The following is a 23,847-nucleotide window of genomic DNA, read 5'->3' on the forward strand; positions in this document are numbered from 1 at the left end:
CTTGTATAAAACGAAGATCGATTTATCCCAAACGAACCTCCGCCCAATTTTTCCGTTTGGTGATGCCCGTCACGGCGCCCATTTCAATTCGGACTATTTTCTTCGCCTTCATATGGTTCTTTCCCCGTTGGATCCCAGTCGCCCGCTTGATTCCAAGCCGGGGCGCCAGACCACGGAAGAACCCCGAATCCAGGGCGGGACGGCGCCTTGGTTCGGTACACTTTCCGAAACCCGTCCCCTGGAGTCCTCATGGACCTCACCTGGTTCTCTGTCCACCCCGGCCTGACGCTTCTGGCCCTCCTAGGCACCGCCTTTGCGCTGGTGCTCCTGAGCAAGTGGATCCGCTACATCCCCAACAACCGCGTGGGCATTGTCGAAAAACTCATCAGCGGCAAGGGCTCGGTGAAGACCGGCCTCATCGCCCTGGGCGGCGAGGCCGGCTTCCAGCCCCAGCTTCTGCGCGGCGGCTGGCACTTCCTCACGCCCTTCCAATACCGCATCCACAAGATGCCGCTGGTGACCATCCCCCAGGGCAAGATCGGCTACATCTTCGCCCGTGACGGCAAGGACCTGCCTCCCACGCAGGCCCTGGCCAGCAACCAGCGCGGATCTGACTTTCAGGATGTGGTGGCCTTCCTGCAGAACGGCGGCCAGAAGGGCCCCCAGCGCCAGATCCTGCGCGAGGGCATCTACGCCATCAACCTGGCTCAGTTCGTGGTCCTCACCGAGGATCAGCTCTACTACCTGCCCCTCGACAAGAGCGAGCTGGAAACCTTCCAGAAGATGAGCGCCATCATCGCCGAACGCGCCGGTTGGCGGCCCGTCATCATCCGCGGTGCCGATGACGCCGTGGGCATCGTCACCGTGCACGACGGCCCCAGCCTGGCCAGCGGCGAGATCATCGCCTCCACCGTGGGCGAGGATCCGCACCAGGCAGCGACTTATCACAACAACTTCCAGGACGCGGACAAGTTCCTCGTGGCCGGTGGGCAGCGCGGGCGCCAGTACCAGGTGCTGGTGGAAGGCACCTACTACATCAACCGCCTCTTCGCGACGGTGGAACTGATTCCGAAAACCGTGGTGGAAGTGGGCACCGTGGGCGTGGTGGTGAGTTACACCGGCGCCGTGGGCGCCGACATCAGCGGCCAGGAATACCGCCACGGCGAGCTGGTCACCAAGGGCACGCGCGGCGTGTGGAGCGAGCCCCTGCTGCCGGGCAAGTACGCCTTCAACACCTACGCAGGCAAGGTGCTCATGGTGCCCACCACCAACTTCATCCTCAAGTGGACCAAGGGCGAGGTGGGCAGCCACAAGTTCGACGAGAACCTGGCAGAGGTGAGCCTTATCACCAAGGATGCCTTCGAGCCCAGCCTGCCCCTCTCGGTGGTGGTGCACATCGACTACCGGAAGGCGCCCCTGGTCATCCAGCGCTTCGGCGACATCAAGAAGCTGGTGGAACAGACGCTCGATCCCATGGTCAGCGCCTATTTCAAGAACATCGGCCAGACGCGCACCCTCATCCAGCTCATCCAGGACCGCAGCGCCATCCAGGAGCAGAGCGGCGTCCAGATGAAGGAGAAGTTCGCCCAGTACAACCTGGAGCTCCAGGAAGTGCTCATCGGCACCCCCAGCAGCGGTGCCCAGGGCGGCCAGATCGAGCAGATCCTCACCCAGCTCCGCAGCCGCCAGATCGCCGACGAGCAGGTGGAGACCTACGGCCGCCAGCAGAACGCCGCCGCCAAGGAACGGGAGCTTCGCGAAGCCGAGGCCAAGGCCAAGCAGCAGACGGCGCTGACTGAATCGGCCATCAGCATCGAAGTGCAGAGCAACCAGGGCAAGGCCGACTACGCCAAGGCCCAGCAGCAGGCCGCCCAGATCCAAACCCTGGCTGGCGCCGAAGCCGAGAAGGTGCGCCTCATGGGCGAAGGCGAGGCCAAGCGCATCAAGGTCATGGCCGAAGCCCAGGCCGAGCAGGCCGCCCGCGTGGGCATCGCCCAGGCCATGGCCATTGAGGAGCAGGTCCGCGCCTACGGCGGCCCGCAGTTCCAGCTGGTGCAGCAGGTCATGAGCCGCTTTGCCGAGGCCATCGAGAAGTCCCAGGTGGATGTGGTCCCCAAGATCCACATGGGCGGCGGCGCCCAGGGTGGCGGCAGCCTCATCGAGAGCCTGCTGGGCCTCCTGCTGAGCGAAAAGGCCGGGCAGCTGGCGGGAGTCGCCACCACCACACCAGCCAACCCCGAAGCGGAGGCCCTCAAAGCCGCGCTGCGCCAGAACATGACGAAATAACCGTTGCTTGACGCTTGCAGGGGCGGCGCAAGCCGCCCCTGTTCATGTATGGGTGTTTCCCCGCCATCTATCCAGGTTGTGGGATGGGGGGCGCCGCCCTACCCTGAGGCCATGCCTGCTGTTGCTTCCTTCGCGAAGGCCATCAAACACATCAGAAAAGCTGCCCTCAGCTTTCCCGAAACACGGGAGGATCACCCGTGGGGTGAGAGTGCCTTCAAGGTCCGGGACAAGGTCTTCCTTTTCATGTCCGAGGGAGAGGGCCAGCTTCGCATCACGGTGAAACTGCCCGAATCCAGAGGCCTGGCGCTCTTGATGCCCTTCGCTCAACCCACCGGCTATGGGCTTGGCAAGAGTGGCTGGATCACCGCGTCCCTCGTCCCCAACGACCCCCTTCCCTTGCCGATGCTACTGGACTGGATGGAAGAGAGTTTCTGCGCCGTCGCCGCGAAAAAAGTCATCACAAGCTGGAAGGCAGGAGCCACCCCGGAATCAGTCCGGAAGCGGCCATAATCCCACCATGGATACTCAGGAACCTCTTCGCAATCTTCTCGACGCCTGCCGCCGCCTCCATGCGGGAGGTCTGCTGGCAGCCTCGGATGGCAACTTGTCGGTGCGACTGCCCAACGGCCTCATCGCCATGACCCCGAGTGGCGTGCCCAAGGCCCAGGTGAATCTCGAGGATTTGGCCTACCTCCAGCTGGATGGAACCATCGTCTCGGGCCGTCCCAGCAGCGAGCGGGCCATGCACCTCGCGGTCTACCAGACCGTGCCGGAAGCCAAGGCCCTCGTCCACGCCCATCCTCCCACGGCCATCGCCTGGTCCCTTGCCAGGCCTGAGCTGGGGGAGTTGCCTTCGGATGGCCTGCCCGAAGTGATCCTCGCGGCTGGCCGCATTCCCATCGTGCCCATGGCCATTCCCGGCACCGAGGCCATGGGTGGCAATCTCCGGCCCTACCTGCCCGCCCATCGCCTGATGATTCTGGCGCGCCACGGCGGCCTTTGTTGGGGCGAACACATGAACGAAGCGGCCGGTGGCATGGAGCGGCTGGAGCAGATCGCCGACATCCTCTGGAAAGCGGAAACCCTGGGCGGTGCCAAGCCTCTGCCCGCCTCTGACCTCGCGGAACTGCGGGCGCTGCGGGCCAAGCAGGGTCCGAGGATCATCTGAAAGAAAGCAGGTCCACAGATTCCGCACCTGACACAGATTCCAAAGCTGCAGAAATCTGTGTGAATCTGTGAAATCTGTGGAGAAAAAGTTCTTATGAATCCCTTCGAATCCCTCGGCCTGAAGCACGATGGCCGCACCCTCTGGGTGCTGGACCAGACCCAGCTCCCCGATGCAGAGGTGTGGCTGGATGGCAGCGAGCCGGAAGCCATGGTCGCGCTTATCAAGCGGTTGGCCGTGCGCGGCGCCCCCCTCATCGGCGTAGCTGCTGCGGCCTGCCTGGCCACCTTCGCCCAGCGGGGCGCAGGCGCCGTCGAATATGCAGCTGCCTGTGCCGCTCTGCGCGCGGCACGACCCACGGCGGTGAACCTGATGTGGGCCATGGATCGCATGAAGAATGTCACCGATCCCGTGGCCGAAGCCCAGGCCATCTTCGAGGAGGATGTGCGTCTTTGTGAGGGCATGGCGCTTCACGGTGCCGCCCTGATCCAGGATGGTGAGGGGATCCTCACCCACTGCAACACGGGCGGCCTTGCCACGGCAGGCATCGGCACAGCCCTGGGCGTCATCCGCCGCGCCCACGAGCAGGGGAAACGCATCCATGTGTACGCCGATGAAACACGGCCCCTCCTCCAAGGTGGCCGCCTCACGGCCTGGGAGCTCAAACGCCTCGGCATTCCCGCCACCCTCATCACCGACAGCATGGCGGCTCTTCTCCTGCGCGATGGGCGGATCCAACGCGTGCTGGTGGGCTCAGACCGAGTGGCCGCCAACGGCGATTTCGCGAACAAGGTGGGCACCTACGGGGTGGCGGTGCAGGCGCGCTTCCACGGTGTGCCCTTCCATCCCGTGGCTCCCTTCTCCACCGTGGACCTGGCCTGTCCTGACGGCGCCGCAATTCCCATTGAAGAACGGAATCCGGAGGAGGTTCGCGGGTTTGGCACCATCCGCTGGGCCCCTGACGGCATGCCCGCCTGGAATCCCAGTTTTGATGTCACTCCCGTGGATCTGGTCACCAGCCTCATCCTGGATCGTGGGGTGTACACGGCACAGGCGCTCAAGGCTGGGGCCCTGCTTCGGGCTTAGAAACCGGCTGCCGCCCCCTCCATCATCCGAAACATCAAGATGGCCCCGGCGGCAGCCACGTTGAGGCTGTCCATGCCTGAGGCCATGGGGATGGCCACGGTGCGGTCGCAACCCGCGATCTGCTCGGCATCAAGCCCCAGGTCTTCGGGACCCATGACCAGCGCGCAGCGGGAGGCCGGTCGCCAGGTCCTGGCATCCTCGGCGCTGGCATCCAGGGCTGCGGCGATGATTTCAGAACCCGCTTCTGCGGCCTTCCAGCCCGCGAGCAGCGCCCAGGGATCCTCCGCCCTCCACACGGGAATGCGCCACACAGCGCCCATGGAGACCCGCACGGTGCGACGGGTCCACTGGCCCGGCCCCGGACCAGCCAGCACACCTTCCAAACCCAAGGCCGCAGCACTTCTGAGCAGAAGGCCCAGGTTTTCGCTGTCGTAAAGGCGGGGCAGAACCAGGAGTCGGCGAGCCTCTTGGAGTTTGGATTCAGCGGGTGGTGGTGGCACCTGGGCACAGGCCATAAGGCCCCGGTGAAAGGGAAACCCGGCCAACTCGGAAAGAGCCCCGGCGTCCGCCGTCAGAAGGTCCACCCCCGCCGGGAGGCGGTCTCGCAGGGCTGCCGCGGCCGACGTGGTTGCCGCCACGGAGATGAGACGCACCTCCCCTCTTCGCGCCGCTTCCAGCAGATCCTCGACCAGGATGCGCCCCTCGGCAATGAAGCACGTGCCATGTTCGGGGTGTTGCCTGGTCCCGGCAAAACGGAGGTCGCGATAAGGGTCCCAGGGATCAAAAGTGCTCATGGGTCCAGGGTAGCCCCGAGCGTTGGAGTTGGCGGAAACCAGAGGCGGAGGCGAGGCATGCCGCAGCCGATGCCCCACCCTTCGCAGGCGATCCGATTCCATGGGGCCACAAACAAAGGACTTCACCGGTGTTCTGATCATGTATTAACCGTGTTAATAAAGAAAGAAAGGTTTGTACCAGTATTTAACATATTAATTTTACTAACATTTCTTGACACCCAAATCGCTCATAGCAATCTGTTATTTCCACCCAGTGCCATCTGCTCTGAGCCATTACCTAGCGCTTCCGAACACCCCCCGCACCATTGATGACCTGCCGTCTGGAGCCATCCATGCCTCCCGAACGTGAATCCATCCCCCAGCGAGTCCAAACGCTCGCGCTTCAGATCAGCTCGCGGCCAGCGGTCCGCCAAGCGGTCAAACTCTTCCTGGATGCCGCTGCTGCCGGCATCGCCTGGGTGGCCGCCACCAGTCTGGTGCATTTTGAATTCCCCCGGCTGCTGCCGCTCCTGATCTGGGTTTCCTTCGCGATGGCCGTGAACGCCACCTTTCAGCACACGCGCCAGCACTACCGGCTGGTGGGATTCGTGGAGCTCCGGTCGCTCCTGATGAGCATGATGGTGATGGTCGCCGTAGCCCTTGCTTGTTACGTGACCACGGTTTATTTCAAGATCGGGGTGGCTCACCCTGAGGTCGCGCTGGCGGCCAGCCTGCTCACCACCTTGACCTGGGTCGTGCTGCGCGCGGCCTCTGCTGAGCTCTTCAAGCGCCGCTTTCAGAAGCAGAACCCCCACCGCCCCACCGTGGACCGGCGGAAAGCTCCCCGCGGAGGACGCTCCTTGGCCAATGACCTGGCCCTGCGCACCCTCATCGTGGGCGCCGGCCAAGCCGGTTCACGGTTGTGCCAGGAACTCCAGTCGAATCCGAAACTGAGAAGCCACGTGGTCGGCTTCCTGGATGATGCCCTCGAAAAGCAGGGCGTCCGCATTCATGGTGTGCCGGTCCTGGGGCCCTGCGGCATGCTGCCTACCTTCATCAAGGAAGCCCAGGCCAGCCAGGTGATCCTGGCCATCCCCAGCGCTCCCGGCTCCAGAATCCGCGAACTGGCCAAGGCCCTCCAGGGCGAAGGTGTTCGGGTGAAGACGCTGCCCAGCATGCAGGACCTCCTGGGCAAGGAGGCGTGGAAGCCGGAACTGCGAGACATCGCCATCGAAGACCTGCTCCGCCGGGAGCCCATCCAGCTGGACCTGGGCTCCATCCAGCAGGCCCTGACGGATTCCGTGGTGCTCATCACCGGTGCCGGGGGTTCCATCGGCAGTGAGCTGGCGCGGCAAGTGGCCCATTTCGGCCCCTCCCGCCTCATCCTCCTGGGCCGCGGCGAGAACAGTCTCTGGGGCGTGGAACGGGAGATCCGGCGACTCCATCCGGAATTGGCGCTGGAGGTCGAGCTTTGCGACATCCGGAACGCCCTCCGCCTGCAGCAGGTGTTTGAAGCCTGGAGGCCTGCCTTTGTCTTCCATGCTGCCGCGCACAAGCATGTGCCCTATCTGGAAAACCACCCGGAAGAAGGCATCGAGAACAACATCTTCGGCACCTTGAACGTGCTGAATGCCGCCAAATCCGTAGGCACCCGGAAATTCGTGAACATTTCCACCGACAAGGCCGTGAACCCCACCAGCGTTCTGGGTGTCACCAAGCGCGTGGCTGAATTCCTGGTCCTCAGGGCCGCCGAAAGCGAACTGGGGGATGGCCGCTACATGAGCGTCCGCTTCGGGAACGTGTTGGGCAGCCGGGGGAGCGTGATTCCGCTCTTCCACGAGCAAATCCGCCAGGGCGGCCCGATCACGGTCACTCACCCCGAGATGACCCGGTATTTCATGACGATCCCCGAGGCCAGCCAGCTGGTCCTGCAGGCCGGCCTCCTGGGCCGCACCGGCCAGGTTTTCGTGCTCGACATGGGTGAGCCGGTCCGCATTGTGGATTTGGCCGCTGACATGGCGCGACTCTCGGGCCTGACCCCAGGCTTTGACATCGACATTCAGTTCTCCGGCATCCGACCTGGCGAGAAGCTGTTCGAGGAACTCTTCACCGACAAGGAACATCGCCAATCGGAAGTCCATTCCAAAGTCTTTGAGGCCTCCCCGGAGCCCAGAAACCGGGCGGTGCTTGACCGGGCCCTCAGCGCCCTGAAGGAAGCCATGGATCTTCCCGAGGATCTGCGTCAAACCGCCTTCGTCCAAACCTTCATGGAACTGGTGCCCGCCTATGCACCTTCTCCCAATGGATTGGGCAAGTACCTGGCCGTGAAGGCAGTCGGGGCACCGCTGGTGGCCCCGGCGCCGAAAATCGTCGTCTTGCGCCCCACGCCTCCCTTGGCCCAGGCGCAACCCTGAGCCGAACAGTTCTATGGGTCGCCTCCACTGCGATCTGGTAGCATCAACTGTTTTATCCAGTTCAAAGCAACACCCATTCGCCGGTATATTACCAACAGCTGCATCCCCTTCCAGGGTTCCCCCCACCCACCGAAATCACACCGAGGTGATCCAAATGGCTTTGGATGTCCATTCCATTACTCCTGAGATCCATGACTACATCGCGAAGAACTTCCTCTTCAGCGATCAGGGGTTCCAATACAGCGATGACGCATCCTTCCTGGAAGAGGGCATCATCGATTCGCTGGGGATCATCGAACTTGTCTCCTTCGTCGAGAAGAAGTTCGGCATTTCCGTGGCCGACCACGAACTGCTGCCCACCAACTTCGACTCCGTGGCCAGGCTGAGCGCCTTCATCACCCGCAAGCTGGCCGAAGCTTCCTGACGAGGCCCCTGGATGCTCGTCCATGAATTCCTGATTCGCTCGGCCAGCCAGTTCCCCCAGAAGACGGCGCTGGTGTGTGGCGAGAAGCGTTTCACCTATGCGGAACTGGACGCCATGTCCAACCGCCTGGGCCATGCCCTGGTGCAGGGCGGCGTCCGGCGCGGCGACCGGGTGGCCATCCACCTCCACAACTCCGTGGAAGCCGTGGTCGGCATCTTCGCCATCCTCAAGGCTGGCGCCGCCTTCGTCTTCATCAACGCTTCGACCAAGCCGGACAAGCTGACCTACATCCTGAACAACTGCCGCGCCAAGGCGCTGCTCATGGATGGCCGTCTGGGAAATGCGGATGATCTGCTGAGCGCAGTTCCATCTCTTGCCCAGGTGGTGGTGAGTGGGCCCAAGTCGGCCCCTGCCGATCCCCGAATCCGGTCCTACGCGGACATCCAGGCTCAATCGCCAGCGACGCCCCTGCCCATCGTCAACATCGACCTGGATCTGGCCTGCCTCATCTACACGTCCGGAAGCACCGGCGAACCCAAGGGCGTGATGAGCGACCACAGCAACGTGGATTTCGCCAGCAGCTCCATCATGACCTACCTGGAAAGCAGGGCCGAAGACATCGTCCTCAGCGTCCTGCCGCTCTCCTTCGACTACGGGCTCTACCAGCTTCTGATGACCTTCAAGGCCGGCGCAACGCTGGTGCTGGAACGCACCTTCATGTACCCGGCGGCGATCCTCCAGCGCATCCAGGAGGAACGGCCCACGGGCTTCCCTGGTGTGCCCACCGTGTTCGCCATGCTGCTCCAGCTGGATCTGAGCACCTTCGACCTCTCCAGCCTGCGCTACATCACCAACACCGCCGCGGCGCTCTCGCCGAACAAAATCCTTGAAATACAGGCGGCCTTCCCCGGTGTGACCCTCTACTCGATGTATGGCCTCACGGAGACCAAGCGCACCCTCTACCTTCCACCGGACCAGCTGAGCGTCCGCCCAGGTTCCGTGGGCATTCCCATTCCCGGCACCGAGGCCTGGATCGAGGATGAATCGGGCCGCCGCCTGGGCCCCGGCGAAACCGGCGAGCTGGTGGTGCGGGGACGCCACGTCATGCGCGGCTACTGGGAAGCCCCCGAAGCCACCGCCAAGCGCTACCGCCCCGGCCCCCTTCCCGGCGAGCGGTTGTGCTATTCAGGCGACCTGTTCCGGCAGGATGAGGAAGGCTATTTCTACTTCATCAGCCGCAAGGACGACATCATCAAATGCCGCGGTGAGAAGGTGGCTCCCAAGGAAGTGGAGAACGTGCTGCACCAGCTGCCGGGCGTCACGGCCGTGGTGATTGGCGTTCCTGATGCCACCGCCGGGGAAGTGGTGAAAGCCTTCATCGTCGCCAACGGCAATCCGCTGACCGAAGCCGAGGTGATCGCCCATTGCCGGGCTCGGCTGGAGGATTTCATGGTGCCCAAATACGTCGAGTTCCGCACGGAGCTGCCCATGACCTCTTCGGGGAAGATCAGCAAACTTGGTCTGACTTAGAAGGCTCTCCAAGCAATCGATAGGGGCTGCATTGATGACAAAGGGTTTCCAGGCAAGGAAGTGGGCGCCGGGCGGTGCGGGCACACCGTTCAAGCCCGGTGACGCAGGATGGGAGCCCTTTGCCATCAACCCTCCGGGCTGGGGCGGCAGCCGTCGAAATGCTGCGTCAGGCTCCTCGTCCTTGGAACCACCAAGGCCTTCGTCGCCTTCCTTGCCTCCCTCGGCTGGCGCCCCAGTGCAGCCCCCACCCATTGCTTGGAGAGCCTTCTAATGTGCGGCATCGTTGGCATCTGCGACCTGGGTGGCGCGCGGCGGGTGGAGGAAGCCACCCTCCGCCAGATGCTCGGCATGATCCGCCACCGCGGGCCTGAGCAGTTCGGCATCTACCTGGACGACTCGGTGGGCCTGGGCAATGCCCGCCTCAGCATTGTCGATCTGAGCAGCGGTCAGCAGCCCATCTCCAACGAGGACGGCACGCTCTGGATCGTCTTCAACGGCGAGATCTTCAACCACCCGGAATTGCGCGAGGAACTGGAGCGGCTGGGGCATCGCTACACCACCAACTGCGACACGGAAACGGTCCTTCACGCCTACGAGGAGTATGGCCCGGACTGCCTCTCCCGCTTCAACGGCCAGTTCGCCATCGCCATCTGGGACACGCGCAACCGCAGCCTCTTCATGGCCCGCGATCGACTGGGCGTCCGGCCCATCTTCTACACCATCAAGGATGGCGCCCTGATCTTCGGTTCGGAGATCAAGGCGATCCTCGCCGCCCCTGGCGTCACCGCCGCTGCGGACCCCGTGGCCCTCGACCAGATTTTCACGGTCTGGAGCCCGCTCTCTCCCCGTTCCTTCTTCCGGGGCATCAAGGAAGTTCCCGCGGGGCACTGGATGCTCGTGAAGGAAGGCCGCATCACCGTCAAGCCCTACTGGGAGCTCAGCTTTCCGGAGGAGGGTGACTTCGCGCTCCGCTCCAAGCAGTCCTACGCCGAGGAATTCCGAGAGCTTCTCATTGACGCCACGCGGCTCCGCCTGCGGGCCGATGTGCCCGTGGGCGCCTACCTCAGTGGTGGCCTCGATTCCTCCACCATCACGGCCATCATCCGGAACTTCACCTCCAATCCCCTGGAGACCTTCTCCATCTCCTTCACCGATCCCGCCTTTGACGAAAGCAGCTATCAGAGCCGCATGGCCCAGGCGCTGGGCACGGATCACCATGTGGTGTACGCCACCCATGCGGATATCGGCCGCGTGTTCCCTGAAGTGATCTGGCACACCGAAACCCCCATCATGCGCACCTCCCCGGCGCCCATGTTCCTGCTGTCGGGTTTGGTGCGGGAAAAGGGCTTCAAGGTGGTTCTCACGGGTGAAGGCGCTGACGAATTCCTGGCCGGGTACGACATCTTCAAGGAGGCGAAGATCCGCCGGTTCTGGGCGGCCCGTCCCGATTCGGAGTTCCGCCCCGGCCTCTTCAACAAGATCTACCCCTGGCTGGCGGATCTGTCCCGGGGCAACTATGTGAAGTCCTTCTTCGGCATGGGGCTCGGTGATACGCAGGCACCGGATTACTCCCACCAGATCCGCTGGCGCACCACGGCCCGAGCGAAGCGCTTTTTCAGCGACGAGCTGCAACAGACCCTTCGGGAAGGCCAGCAGCACCTGTCACCCAGCCTGCCGAGCGGGTTTGATGCCTGGGATCCGCTCCACCAGGCGCAGTATCTGGAGATCAACGTCTTCCTCTCGCAGTACCTGCTCTCCTCCCAGAGTGATCGTGTGGCCATGGGCCACTCGGTGGAGGGACGGTTCCCCTTCCTGGATTACCGGGTGGTGGAGTTCTGCAACCACCTGCCTCCCTCGCTCAAGCTGAAGGGATTGACGGAGAAGCACCTGCTGAAGGAAGTCAGCCGGGAATGGCTGCCCGCCGACATCACGGACCGGCCCAAGCAGCCCTTCCGGGCTCCCATCCACCGGGCCTTCTTCAACGACACGCCTGCGGACTACCTCGAGGAGCTGCTTTCCCCTTCGGCGCTCAAGGCTTCGGGCTTCTTCAAGCCTCAGGCCGTGGGCCAGCTGGTGGCCAAGCTGAAACAAGGCCTCGCCCTCAGCGAAACCGACGACATGGCCCTGGCCGGCATCATCTCCACCCAGCTGATGGACCGGCAGTTCCTCTCCTCTTTCAAGCTTTCGCCCACCCTCAGCGGCTCCGACCACGTCAAGGTCGTCCGCGGCCATGAGACATCCCACGGAGTGCTGCCATGACCTTGACCAAGCGCGTTCTCGACATCGACGCGGCAGCGGAGACTGATCGCATCGTGAAGTGGATGCGGGAGAACATGCGGGGCCTCCACCGCACGGGAGCGGTGCTGGGCATCAGCGGCGGCATCGATTCCTCCGTGTGCCTCGCCCTCTGCGTCAAAGCCTTCGGCCCCGACCGGGTGATCCCCCTGCTGCTGCCCGAAAAGGATTCCGATCCGGCCTCGGAGGAATTGGCGCGCATGCTGGCCGCGCATTACGGAACCACGCCCATCCTGGAAGTCATCACCGGCGCCCTGGATGGCTACCGCTGCTATGAGCGCCGGGATGAAGCCATCGCCAGGATCTTCCCCGAGTACGACCCCAAGAAGGGCTACCTCGCGAAGATCGTTCTGCCTCCGGGCCTCCTGGACGAGGGCACGCTGAACGTCTACTCCCTCACCATCGTGACGCCGGAGGGCGAGGAGAAGAGCCTGCGCCTGCCGCCCGCGGAATTCGCCCAGATCGTGGCCGCTTCCAACTTCAAACAGCGCACCCGCACGGCGATGCTCTACTACCACGCAGAGCTGCGGAACTTCGCCGTCATCGGGACGCCCAACAAGAACGAGCACGACCAGGGCTTCTTCGTGAAATACGGCGATGGCGGCGTCGACCTGAAGCCCATCGTCCACCTCTACAAGACGCAGGTCTACCAGCTGGCCCGATACCTGGGCGTGCCCGAGGTCATCCAGAAGCGGCCCCCCACCTCGGACACCTACAGCGCTCCGGCCACCCAGGAGGAGTTCTTCTTCCGTCTTCCCTTCGATGTCATGGACATGCTCTGGTACGCCCAGGAAAACAAGATCTCCGCTGAAGAGACCGCCGCCGCCCTGGACATGACCCCGGCCCAAGTGCGCAATGCCTTCGAGGATTTCACCCGCAAGACAAGGACCACCCACTACCTGCGCACGCCGCCCCTGGATATGACCGCGCTCGGCCACCCCATCCAGGCGGTTCGCTGAAGCCACCTCTGAACGAAGGAGCCGCCTGATGCCAGTGGGTCGCCGATTCCCCCGCCAGCCGATGTTTGGCTCTGCGCTCGCGCTGCTGCTGGGCCTGCTGGCGATGACGGTCCCTTTTTCCACCTCCTGCTCCCGAAGCGCCTCCTCGGCCTCGGTGACCTCCAAGGAGCACGCCATGCAGCCCTCCCCCAAACCCGTGCGCATCGCCTTCCTGCACCACAGCACGGGCGGCATCGTGTGGGAGAGCGGACTGCCCCAGTTCATCCAGTCCTGGAACGCGACCCACGGAACGGACTACCGCATCACCGAACTGCCCTACCCCAGCGCCACCGGAGGGCATACCTCGCTTCGAAAGCTGCTGCCCGCCCGGGTCTTCAACGTCCTGATCAAGAACCACTATCCCTGGGACAACCAGCCCTATGACTACTGGAACCTGTGGGTAGCCCACCAGGGCGAGAACCGCGACCGGTCCGAGCTCAACCTCGACGACCTGGCCCGCTCCTACGATGTGATCGTCTTCAAGCACTGCTTCCCGGTCAGCCGTGTGCAGCCCGAGGAGGGGGCCCCCAGCGTCTCCTCGCCGAAACAGACCTTGGCCAACTACAAGCTGCAGTACGAAGCGCTCAAGACCCGGATGCGGCAATTCCCGCAAATCCGCTTCATCCTGTGGACCGGCCCGGCGCTGACGGAATCCGGAACCACCCCGGAGGAGGCGGAACGGGCGCGGCAATTCGCCTCCTGGGTGAAGGAGACCTGGGATGAAAAGGGCGACAACCTCTTCCTCTGGGATTTCCGGGAGCTGGAGACCCATGGAGGACTCTTCCTCCGCCCGGAGAACGCCCACGGGCCAAACAACCCTCATCCAGCCAAAACCTTCGCGGTCCAAGTCGCTCCTCTTCTCGGCCAGCGGATTGTGGACGTGATCGAGGGGCGAGCTGACCATTCCAGCCTCACGGGCCGATGAGGCCCGGTCATTTCAGCATCAAGCCACAGGGAGACCCCATGGAGCCAGCGGCCCACCAAGAGCTGAAGACCCACTTGGCGGCCCTCCTCGCCGACGCTGCCGGATCCGCCGCAGAGACGGAAGCCGATGCCATCCTCGAGGCCGCCCTGATCGCGCGACCAGAGGCACCACAGGATCTGGCCCTGGAGCTGGCCGGGAAGCGTGCCGCCGGCGCGCCTCTTGGATTGGTCCTCGGTCGCCAGCGCTTTCTCGGGGTTGAGCTGCTCGCCAAGGCGGACGTATTGGCCCCCCGGGAAGAAACGGAGATTCTCGGCACCGAAGTCCTCTCCATCCTCCGTGCCCTGAGCCAGGAGGAACCGGGGCGGGAGCTGCGGATGATCGACATGGGCTGCGGATCCGGGAACCTGGCCTGCGCCGCGGCCATGGCCGTGCCCCAGGTGCGGATCTGGGCCTCGGACATCACCGCCTCCTGTGCCGAACTGACCCGGGCCAATGCCGCACACCTTGGCCTCCAGCACCGGATCGAGGTTTCCCAAGGCGACCTTTTCGCACCCCTCACCGGGAAGGGCCTCGAAGGCACCATGGATCTGGTGGTGATGAACCCGCCCTACATCCCTTCAACTTCCCTGGCGAACTCCCACGCGGCTCTGCTGCAGCACGAGCCAAGGGAGGCCTTCGATGGTGGGCCCTACGGCATCTCCATCCTCTCCCGCCTCCTTCAGGATGCCCCGCTGTTCCTCAAGCCGGGTGCGCATCTGCTTTTCGAGTTTGGGCTTGGCCAGGCCCGGATGATCCAATCCCTGGTCGAGAAGAAGAACCTTTACACCGGACTGCGCTTCGCCTCGGATGTCGAAGGCCATCCTCGCGCCGCCATCGCCAGGAGATAATGAAGGCTTCCACCAGAAGCCACTCCCCTTCCCCTCCCGGCGCGTTCGCTCCCGATCAACAGAATTCCGACCTAGAATCGACACGTCAAAGGAACGACTCATGTCCATCGTTGGCACTTTGAAGTCTTTCTACCGTAAATACCGGCTGTGGAAGCTTCGCAGAGCCGGATTGACGATTCCCGACGATTGCAGCCTGATGAGACCCTTCCCGAAATTTGGCGACGAGCCCTACCTGATCACCATTGGACACAATGTCGGTTTCGCAGCGGAAGTCATCTTCATCACGCACGATGGAGGAACGAAGGTTTTCAAGCGGGAGGAGCGCTATAAAAAAGTGCTCAAATACGGCCGCATCACCGTCCACGACAATTGTGTCATCGGACAGCGGGTCATCATCCTGCCCGGTGTGACCATCGGACCCAACTCGGTGGTGGCCGCCGGCTCCGTGGTGTCTCGAAACGTGCCACCGGGAGTTCTCGCCGCCGGCAATCCCGCCAAGCCCGTCATGACCCTCCATCAGTACGCGGAGTGGTCCCTGGCCGCCACCCCAGACTACGACGAGCAGGAATACCGGAAGGACAAGCGGGCCTTCCTGACGAAATTCCACATGCGAGGGCGTGCCGCCAACCGGGCCAAGCCTCTCCCGCAAGATCCCGTCTAGGGTGATCCTGCCGTTTCTTGAGCCGAACCCGGCCTTTGGTACCGACTCAGCAGGGGCGAGGAATGGGAATCAAGGGCTTTCCCAAACGGTGGATCAACCCGAACCACACGCGCATGGAAGGGCTCCTTTAAGGCCCCAGGAACGGCTTTCAGCATGGAAATTAACTTGCGTTAACATTCAATTTAGCGATAACGTAATACCACTCCTTTCCTTCGGTCACGGTGCATCGGGAGCCCCCTCATGGAGATCGGCATGTCCCAGTCCCTGAACCTCACATCAGCTTCCGTCTCTGTCCTGCCACTGGGCGCGCCCAGTCATGCGGCAGCGAGCGCTGCGGGCCGGAGCTCCGGCGCATCCCGATGGAACATGGGGGCCGCCCTCGGAGCAGCCCTGATGGTTGTCGGCTGTGCTTCGCCCGGCATGAAGCTGGATGTGAAACCCGGCGCGCGGCCCACCACCACCCAGGTCAATGGCCTCAATGTCACGCTTCAGGCCCTGGATCCGCAGGCGGCGCCCATGCGTGCGGCCCGGACCACGGATCCCGCCACCCTCAGCGCCCTGCTGGTGGACAAGGTGCCGCCCTACCGGGTTGGCCCCCAGGATGTCCTCCTGATCACCGTCTGGGATCACCCTGAAATCACCCTGCCCCTCGGCCAGTTCCGCACGGACGCCGCCACCGGCATGGTGATCGACGAAGACGGATTCCTCTACTTCCCCTACGTGGGCAAGATCCAGATCAGCGGGCAGACCATTTCTCAGGTGCGGGATACCATCACGAGCCACCTGGCCAAAGTCCTCCAGAAGCCGCAGGTGGATGTCAAGGTGGTGGCCTATCGCTCTCAGAAGATCTACGTGGGCGGAGAAGTCAAAAACCCCGCCGTCTACAATGTGACCGACGTGCCGTTCACCCTGGCTGAGGCTGTGAATCGGGCGGGCGGGTTCCTCCCCACCGCCGACGACAGCCGCCTGGTCCTCACCCGCGGCGACAAATCCTGGCGCCTGGACTTCCAGTCCCTCCTCGGGGCCGGCAACCGCATCGGCCAGATTCTCCTGAAGGATGGGGATTCCCTGCATGTCCCCAACAGCCTGGAGGAGCCCATCTACCTGATGGGTGAACTGGTGAAGCCTGGAACCCTGCCTCTGACCCACGGCAACCTCTCCCTGGCCAAGGCCATTTCCGATGCGGGCGGCATCCTGGGCGCCAGCGCCGATGCCCGCTCCATCTATGTCATCCGCCAGGGCACTGCTGCCAATGCCGTCGATGTCTTCCACCTGGATGCCCGCAACCCCACCGCCATGGTGCTGGCCGATCACTTCGCCCTCAATCCCCGGGACATCGTCTATGTCGATGCCGGAACCCTGGTCCGTTTCAACCGGGTCATGAACCTGCTGGCCCCCTCGATTTCTGCGGTCACCTCCACCGCGCTCACAGCGGCTGAAGTCCGCTATTCCTTCAAAAAATAATGCTAGGATCCGATGAGCCAGGGGGGAAGCCGACCCCTGGAGGTTCCACATCCGCGAGCCAAGCCACTTGAAAACCATGCCGATGTTCAAGTCCATCCTGGTCCTTTGCGAGGGCAACCACTGCCGCAGCCCCATCGCCGAAGCTCTGCTCCGGGAGGCCCTTCCCCCCGGCATCAAGGTCGAATCCGCGGGCTTGCGTGCCATGGTGGGCGCTCACCCCCACTCAGAGGTGCTCCACCTGATGGCCAGCCTGGGCATCAACGTCTCGGGTCACAGGGGCCGGCAGCTCACGAAGGCGATGGGCTTGGCCGCTGATCTCATTCTGGTCATGGATCAGGAACAGAAGGAACACTGCAGCAGGATGGTCCCCGGCACCCGCGGCCGGATCTTCCTGTTGAGCCACTGGCTGGCCACGCCGCCCCCCGCCATTGCAGATCCCATCAACAAGGACAAAGAGGCTTTTCGGTTGGCCTTTGAAGTCATTCAGCAGTCCGTGGCAAGTTGGTTGCCCCACATGACTCTCAATCAAAGGTTGGCATGAGCGCTTCCTCCCCTTCTGATCCGCAACCCTCCAGGCCCCGGGTGACCGATTCCACCGAGGCCCTGGATCTTGGAGAGTGGCTGGCCAACCTCTGGGAAGGCCGCTACCTGGTTCTGGGCTGCACCCTGGTGTTCATGATCATGGGCGCCTTCGCTGCCCTGACTTCCACCCCGGCCTATCAGACCGAAGCCATGCTTCAGGTGCAGGGGAAGCGAATCGGGTCCTCTGATCCTGCTTTCAGCAAAATGGAAAACCTCTTTGCCGAGCCCCCTGAGGCATCGGCTGAAATCGAGATTCTGAAGAGCAACAAAGTCCTGGGCGGAACGGTTGAAGCCCTGGGCCTTGACCTGGTGGTGACCCCCAAACTCACCCCCGTGGTGGGCGCCTTCTTTGCCCGCGGCAAGGCTGATGCGCCCAGGCTGGACATCGAATCCTTTGAATTGCCGACCCAGTGGCGCGGCGAGCGCTTCAGTCTGGTGGCCTTGAAGGATGGGGAGTTCCAATGGAAGGGACCGGATGGCTCCCTTCTGGGAACCGGAAAGGCCGGTGAACCCCTTCGTGGCTTCCTTGCTGGCATCCCCCTCACTTTGAAGGTCCGTGATCTCACGGCCCGGCCAGGCCAGGTGTTCGTTTTCTCCAAGAAGCCCGTCGCTGCCGCGCTGGCGGAGCTCAGCCAGCGTTTCAGCGCTTTTGAAAAAGGCAAACAGACCAATGTCATCGGCCTGACCCTCACCGATGGCAGCCCCAAACGCGGCGCCGAAATCCTCAACGAGATCATCAATCGATACATCCAGCACAAAGTTGAGCGAAAGTCCGGCGAAGCCTCCAAGACGCTGGCCCTTCTGCAGGAGAAACTGCCGGGCCTCAAGGCCAAGCTGGATGCCTCGGAAAACAAGCTGAACCAGTTCCGGAGCCGTTCCGGGTCCGTGGACCTGGGTCGGGAAGCCGATGTATCCATTCAGCAGAGCGCCTCGCTCAGCGCACAGATCTCGACCTTGAAGCAGAAGAAGGAAGAGATGCTGCGGACCTACCGGGAAAACTCGGATGTGGTCACCACGCTAAACCAGCAGATCGCCAAGCTTCAGGGCGAACTGGGCCAAGTCAACTCCAAGGTGCGGGCACTTCCGGGCACACAGCAGGAAGTGGTCCGCCTGAGCCGCGAAGTGCAGGTCAACACCGAGCTGTATACGGCCGTCCTCAACAACATCCAGCAGTTGCAGGTGGCCAATGCCGGAGAAGTCGGCAGTGTGACCATCGTCGATCCCGCCACGCCGAACCTCGCTCCCCTGGGCCTCAGGCCGATGATGCAGGTGGCCCTCTACACGTTCCTGGGTTTCCTGCTGGGCATCGGGATTCTGGTGCTGAAGCGGGCCCTGCGCAGCGGCATCAAGGATCACCGCCTGATCGAATCCAAGCTGGGCCTCCCCGTCATCGTGACCATCCCCCACAGCAAGGCCCAGGAAGAGCATTACCGGGCCATCAGCCTGAGGAAGGATGGCAGCCACCTCCTGGCCTCCCTCACGCCGGATGACCTGGCGATGGAGAGCCTGCGGAGCCTCCGGACTGTCCTTCACTTCTCCATGAAGGATGCCGCCAATAACGCCATCATGATCACGGGCCCTTCACCCTCCATCGGGAAATCGTTCGTCAGCAGCAACTTCTCAGCAGTGCTGGCCCAGACGGGTGCACGGGTACTGGTGGTGGACGGCGATTTGCGCCGTGGAAACCTCCACCATTACTTCGGTTTGAAGAACCGCCTGGGCGGCCTTTCCGAGGTGCTCAATGGCCGGACCACCTGGAAGGAAGTGATCCATCAGACCGAGGTTCCGGGCTTGGATCTGATCAGCACCGGAGTCATTCCGCCCAATCCCGCGGACCTGCTGATGACAGCCCAGTTCTCGGAATTCATCAAAGAGGTTTGCGCCGCCTACGATTTCGTCCTCATCGATGGCGCCCCCCTGTTGCCCGTCACCGACTCTCTCATCATCGGCTCCAAGGTGGGGACCGTCCTGCTCGTGGCCAAGTACGACCAGCACCCCTTGGACGAGCTGCGGACCTGCCAGAGCCGTCTCCACAGTCAGAACATCCCCATTGCCGGGTGCATCTTCAATGACATCACGCCGCTTGGCCTTGGCTACAGCTACCAGGACTACCGGTACGCCTATCACTACAAGTACAAATAATTTCCCGGCCTTTCCCCTTCCGCTTGCCAGCCACGCCACCAAGCCTTCGGGCGGGAATGGCACTTCGTGATTCGAGCCCATGAAATGGTTCTGTGCTGAACAGATCCCCGGTAACCGGTTTGCACACCTTGACCTGAGCATTTGGCATAGAAGAATGGGACCCTTAATTCCAGCATTGGACTGATCGATGGTTGTAAGAAAGTGGGGACGCCGCCGATGATGAAGGAAAGTCACTACCTGGTTCGATTCGATGACATCTGCCCGACCATGAACTGGGAGGCCTGGGATGGCATCGAAGCGCACCTGGTCCGTCACGACGTGCGGCCCATCCTCGCAGTGGTGCCCGACAATCAGGATCCCAAACTGATGGTGGCACCCCCCAGGGCCGATTTCTGGGACCAGGTTCGCAAGTGGCAGGCCATGGGCTGGACCATCGCGCTTCATGGCTATCAGCACGTGTACTCCAACAAGAATCCCGGGATGCTGCGCCTCACCGCGCAAAGCGAATTCGCTGGCCTTTCCTACGAAGAACAGTCATCAAAGCTGAAAAAGGCCCTGGCCATCTTCGCTCAGCAGGGCGTTCGCGCCGATGCCTGGGTGGCCCCTTCCCACTCCTTTGACCGCACCACTGTCAAGGTTCTCAAAGAACTCGGCGTGCCAGTCATCAGCGATGGGCTATGGCCCTGGCCCTTCACGGAGGAAGGGACCATGACCTGGATTCCCCAGCAGCTGTGGACATTCCGGTCCCGGCCCGCTGGCGTTTGGACGGTCTGCAACCATCACAACGATTGGAACGACCGCAAGGTGGCCTGGTTCGGGGAGATGCTCGAAGCCTACGCCCCCAAGATGACGGACGTGGCCACCGTACTGAAGATCTTCAGCGGGCGTCGACAAACCCGCCTGGATCGGTTGCGGGCCTCAACCCGCTGGACGTGGACCATGGCCCGATCCTTCCTCGTGGATCTTCTCTACAAGGTCATCCGCGCCCGCCCGGAGGCCACATGAACGCCATCTCGGTTTCGGCCCGCCCCAGATCCCGGGCGAAGTACCTCCTCCGATTCGACGACCTCTGCCCGACCATGGACTGGACCGTCTGGGATGCTTTGGAACGGATCATGGATGAGCAGGGCGTCAGGCCAATCCTGGGCGTGGTGCCCGACAACCGCGATCCGAAACTCAGCGTGGCCCCCGGCGCTCCGGATTTCTGGGAGCGCGTGCGCAGATGGCAGGCCAAAGGCTGGGCCATCGGCTTGCACGGCTACCAGCACACCTATGTGAATGCGGAGCCCGGGCTTCTGCACCTGAACAAGCAGAGCGAGTTTGCGGGGTTGAGCTTTGAAGCGCAGCACGAGAAGCTGCGCCTGGGCTTGGCCATTTTCGAGCGGGAAGGGGTGCGCGCCGATGTCTGGATCGCCCCGGCCCATTCTTTCGATTGGGTGACGGTTTCCGCCTTGAATGCGCTTGGCCTACGGGTTATCAGCGACGGCTTCGCCTTCAAGCCCTATCGGGATCCCCAGGGGTCCATCTGGGTGCCCCAGCAGTTCGCCAGCATGCGACCCATGCCCTTCGGGCTGTGGACCTTCTGCTACCACCCCAATGGCCTCTCCCTGAAGGGCATTGAGACCTTCCGCCACAGCCTGGAACAACTCCGGCCGGGCATGATCTCCCTGGCCGAAGCTGTCGCCCTGGGGAACCGCCCCCGTTCCGCCGCAGACCGCCTCGTGGGTGCCTTGCGCATGGCGGTTTCGGGCCTCCGCCGCCTGGGGAAGCGATGAGCACCCCCGCTGGATCCGGTCCCGTCGGAGACGCACCCACCCTCCCCCGTCCCTGAAGCGAGCTGGCATGGCCTCCAAAACCCGGGTCCTCTTCCTCATTCCTTCCCTGGTGGCGCACGGGGCTGAGCGGCAGCTGTGCGAGCTGGTGCGTTACATGGACCCCAACCGGTTCGAGGTCCACGTGGTGGTGTTCTATGACCCTGGAACCTACATTGGCGGTGAGCTTGGACCCGAGATCGCAGACCTTCCCCACGTCACTTTGCACAGCCTGCACAAGCGCCGCGGACCGGCCGGATTCCTGACCGCCTTCCCCCGCCTGCTGGCGCTGGTGCTCCGCACGAAGCCCCACATCCTCCATGGCTACATGGATGGAAACCTGCCGGTGCTCGGCGCGGGTTGGCTGCTTCGCAAGCGCATTGTCTGGGGCATCCGCCGCTCCAGCAGTGACCTCACGAAACTCAATCGACGTGCACTGAGACTGGGGGCAGTGATGGCGCGCCTCTCCAAGCACGTGGACCTCATCCTTTTCAACTCGGAAGCAGGCCGCGCCAATTACAGCAAGGCTGGCATGCATGGCCGTCGCGCGCATGTCATCCCCAACGGCTTCGACATCCAGCGCTTCGCCCCCGATCCAGATGCCGGCGCGTTGCAGCGGCAGGCCTGGGGTGTTCCCCCAGACGTGCCCCTCATCGGCATCGTTGGGCGATTCGCGCCCGTCAAGGACCACCCCACTTTCCTGCGGGCCGCCGCGCGCCTGCACCAGGCATGGCCAGAGGCCAGGTTCGTCTGCGTTGGCAACGGGCCTGCGGACTACACCGAAACCCTCAAACAACAGGCAGAAAACCTGGGCCTTGGTGATCGCGTGCTCTGGCCGGGCGTCTGCGACCGCATGCCTGCCGCCTACAACGCCCTGTCGCTGCTGATCCTTTCCTCGACCGACGAGGGGTTCCCCAATGTGGTGGGCGAGGCCATGGCCTGCGGCATTCCCTGCGTCACCACCCGGGTGGGCGATGCGGCGCTGCTTGTGGGCGAGACGGGGGCGGTGACCGCCCCGGCCGACGACGTCGCCCTCGCCGCTGCGGCCTCCGCATTGCTGGGCGAGACCCCCGAGGCCCGCGCCGAGCGCAGCCGCGCCGCACGGTCTCGGATCTGCTCCACCTTCAGTGTCCAGGCCTTGGCCCGGAACACGGAAGACATGCTGCTCTCCCTGCTTCCGGGCCCTCAAACCGCGGCTCTGGATCGCGCGGGGGAAAACTGATGGATGTCGTCTTCCTCATCACCAGCCTGGATCGCGGTGGCGCCGAGACTCAGCTGGTACGCATCGCCCTCACCCTTCGGCGTCGCGGATGGAAGGTGGGCATCCTCACCATGCTGCCTTCTTCGGCCTTCCTGGATGACTTGAAAGCAGCGGACATTCCCCTCGTGGAGTGCATCTCGACCTCAAGGCAGCAACCCTGGCGCATGATCCCCAAAGTCGTCCGCCAGCTGCGGGCCTGGCACCCGCCCGTGCTGGTCACCTTCAACTTCCCCGCCGATGTCATGGGCCGGATCGCCGGAAAACTGGCAGGGGTCCCCGCCATCATCGGCTCACTGCGAACCGCATTCGTCAAGAACGGCCTGCGCCGGTTGTTCTATCGCCTCTCGGAACCCCTCATCGCGCTCACCGTTTCCAATTCCAAGGCCGCCATCGACTACATGGTGGCCCGCCGTCTCCTCACACCAAAGAAGACGTGCGTCATCCCCAACGGCATGTTGGCCTCCAACTACCCTGCTCCAGCTGATCGCGACGAGGTGCGTCGGGAACTGAGCATTTCGCCCGATAGCTTTCTGTGGCTCGCCGTGGGGAACCTGCGGGCCGCCAAGGACTACCCCACGCTGCTGGCGGCCGCCAGCCTCTGCGCCGCGGCCCACCCGTCCTTCCGACTCTGTGTGGTGGGCGGAGGCGAAGAGCTGAGCTCCCTGCTGGCGGATGTCGAGGCTCGAGGCCTGCAAGGCCGTGTGCACTTCCTCGGGCAGCGCTCCGATGTGCCCCGGGTGCTGGTGGCCGCGGACGCCTTCGTGCTGTCCTCCGCCTGGGAAGGCCTGCCGAACACCGTCATGGAAGCCATGGCCTCGGCCCTGCCCGTGGTGGCCACGAATGTGGGTGGCGTATCAGAACTGCTTGAAGAGGGCGTTTCAGGCTTCATCGTGCCCGCGCGCCAGCCCGGGGCCCTGGCCGAGCGCATGAGTGCGCTCATGACCCTGCCTGCCGAAGCACGGGAGGCCATGGGCGCCGTCGGCCGGGCGCGCATGGTCGCCGACTTCGACATCGAGCGGGTGGTGGATCAGTGGGAGGAAGCCTTGCAGCTACGGCATTCTGGGCCCGCCACGGACTGACCCATGGCACGTCGACATCTGTGATGCCGTCTCGCATTCAACCGTGAAGGAGGGGCCATGGATG

20 protein-coding genes are annotated in these 23,847 nt (G+C 63.4%); 19 read left to right on the top strand and 1 reads right to left on the bottom strand.

Features of this window, described 5'->3' with window-relative positions; genetic code table 11:
- Positions 1-249 precede the first annotated feature (249 nt).
- From Q9293_RS09700 to mtnA, 4 genes are all read left to right on the top strand, one after another.
- Complete coding sequence (locus Q9293_RS09700; protein ID WP_306245870.1) at positions 250-2,286, top strand: SPFH domain-containing protein; 2,037 nt, start codon at positions 250-252, stop codon at positions 2,284-2,286.
- A 111-nt stretch (positions 2,287-2,397) separates the two neighbouring features.
- Positions 2,398-2,796, top strand: a complete 399-nt coding sequence (locus Q9293_RS09705) for an MmcQ/YjbR family DNA-binding protein (protein ID WP_306245872.1) — start codon at positions 2,398-2,400, stop codon at positions 2,794-2,796.
- 7 nt (positions 2,797-2,803) lie between these two features.
- Positions 2,804-3,454, top strand: a complete 651-nt coding sequence (locus Q9293_RS09710) for a class II aldolase/adducin family protein (protein ID WP_306245874.1) — start codon at positions 2,804-2,806, stop codon at positions 3,452-3,454.
- A 93-nt stretch (positions 3,455-3,547) separates the two neighbouring features.
- Entirely contained in the window at positions 3,548-4,537 is a 990-nt protein-coding gene (mtnA, locus tag Q9293_RS09715) for an S-methyl-5-thioribose-1-phosphate isomerase (protein ID WP_306245876.1), read from the top strand.
- Here mtnA and Q9293_RS09720 read toward each other — a convergent pair.
- Entirely contained in the window at positions 4,534-5,331 is a 798-nt protein-coding gene (locus tag Q9293_RS09720) for an RNA methyltransferase (RefSeq protein WP_306245878.1), read from the bottom strand. The genes mtnA and Q9293_RS09720 overlap by 4 nt on opposite strands.
- Before the next feature lie 332 nt (positions 5,332-5,663).
- Here Q9293_RS09720 and Q9293_RS09725 point away from each other — a divergent pair, with 332 nt between their 5' ends.
- The 15 genes from Q9293_RS09725 (at position 5,664) to Q9293_RS09795 (ending at position 23,783) form a co-directional block, all read left to right on the top strand.
- Positions 5,664-7,724, top strand: a complete 2,061-nt coding sequence (locus Q9293_RS09725) for a nucleoside-diphosphate sugar epimerase/dehydratase (protein WP_306245881.1) — start codon at positions 5,664-5,666, stop codon at positions 7,722-7,724.
- A 154-nt stretch (positions 7,725-7,878) separates the two neighbouring features.
- A complete protein-coding gene (locus Q9293_RS09730; protein ID WP_306245883.1) occupies positions 7,879-8,148 on the top strand; it encodes an acyl carrier protein in 270 nt (89 codons plus the stop codon).
- A 12-nt stretch (positions 8,149-8,160) separates the two neighbouring features.
- The gene (locus Q9293_RS09735; RefSeq protein WP_306245885.1) at positions 8,161-9,678 is read left to right on the top strand and encodes a class I adenylate-forming enzyme family protein; all 1,518 of its coding nucleotides are present in this window, start codon (positions 8,161-8,163) and stop codon (positions 9,676-9,678) included.
- A 270-nt stretch (positions 9,679-9,948) separates the two neighbouring features.
- Positions 9,949-11,937, top strand: coding sequence for an asparagine synthase (glutamine-hydrolyzing) (gene asnB / locus Q9293_RS09740; RefSeq protein WP_306245887.1), 1,989 nt, complete (start codon positions 9,949-9,951; stop codon positions 11,935-11,937).
- Entirely contained in the window at positions 11,934-12,932 is a 999-nt protein-coding gene (gene nadE / locus Q9293_RS09745) for an NAD(+) synthase (protein ID WP_306245889.1), read from the top strand. The genes asnB and nadE overlap by 4 nt, the downstream gene beginning before the upstream one ends.
- A gap of 28 nt (positions 12,933-12,960) precedes the next feature.
- A complete protein-coding gene (locus Q9293_RS09750; protein ID WP_306245891.1) occupies positions 12,961-13,896 on the top strand; it encodes a hypothetical protein in 936 nt (311 codons plus the stop codon).
- Positions 13,897-13,934: 38 nt separating this feature from the next.
- Positions 13,935-14,783 (top strand): class I SAM-dependent methyltransferase, encoded by an 849-nt coding sequence (locus tag Q9293_RS09755; protein ID WP_306245892.1) that lies wholly within the window; start codon positions 13,935-13,937, stop codon positions 14,781-14,783.
- Positions 14,784-14,883: 100 nt separating this feature from the next.
- On the top strand, positions 14,884-15,444 hold the full coding sequence (locus Q9293_RS09760) for an acyltransferase (protein ID WP_306245894.1): 561 nt from the start codon (positions 14,884-14,886) through the stop codon (positions 15,442-15,444).
- Between the two features lie 252 nt (positions 15,445-15,696).
- Entirely contained in the window at positions 15,697-16,908 is a 1,212-nt protein-coding gene (locus Q9293_RS09765) for a polysaccharide biosynthesis/export family protein (RefSeq protein WP_306245895.1), read from the top strand.
- A gap of 82 nt (positions 16,909-16,990) precedes the next feature.
- Entirely contained in the window at positions 16,991-17,449 is a 459-nt protein-coding gene (locus Q9293_RS09770) for a low molecular weight protein-tyrosine-phosphatase (protein WP_306245897.1), read from the top strand.
- On the top strand, positions 17,446-19,632 hold the full coding sequence (locus Q9293_RS09775) for a polysaccharide biosynthesis tyrosine autokinase (protein WP_306245899.1): 2,187 nt from the start codon (positions 17,446-17,448) through the stop codon (positions 19,630-19,632). Before Q9293_RS09770 ends, Q9293_RS09775 begins: the two co-directional genes overlap by 4 nt.
- 216 nt (positions 19,633-19,848) lie before the next feature.
- On the top strand, positions 19,849-20,637 hold the full coding sequence (locus Q9293_RS09780) for a DUF2334 domain-containing protein (RefSeq protein ID WP_306245901.1): 789 nt from the start codon (positions 19,849-19,851) through the stop codon (positions 20,635-20,637).
- Positions 20,634-21,407, top strand: a complete 774-nt coding sequence (locus Q9293_RS09785; protein ID WP_306245903.1) for a DUF2334 domain-containing protein — start codon at positions 20,634-20,636, stop codon at positions 21,405-21,407. Before Q9293_RS09780 ends, Q9293_RS09785 begins: the two co-directional genes overlap by 4 nt.
- 67 nt (positions 21,408-21,474) lie before the next feature.
- Positions 21,475-22,665 carry a glycosyltransferase gene (locus tag Q9293_RS09790; RefSeq protein ID WP_306245905.1) on the top strand — a complete coding sequence of 397 codons (1,191 nt, stop codon included), beginning with the start codon at positions 21,475-21,477 and terminating at the stop codon, positions 22,663-22,665.
- Positions 22,665-23,783 (top strand): glycosyltransferase, encoded by a 1,119-nt coding sequence (locus Q9293_RS09795; protein WP_306245907.1) that lies wholly within the window; start codon positions 22,665-22,667, stop codon positions 23,781-23,783. Before Q9293_RS09790 ends, Q9293_RS09795 begins: the two co-directional genes overlap by 1 nt.
- Positions 23,784-23,847 lie beyond the last annotated feature (64 nt).

The sequence above is a fragment of the Geothrix sp. PMB-07 genome, from assembly GCF_030758935.1.
Classification (GTDB): domain Bacteria; phylum Acidobacteriota; class Holophagae; order Holophagales; family Holophagaceae; genus Geothrix.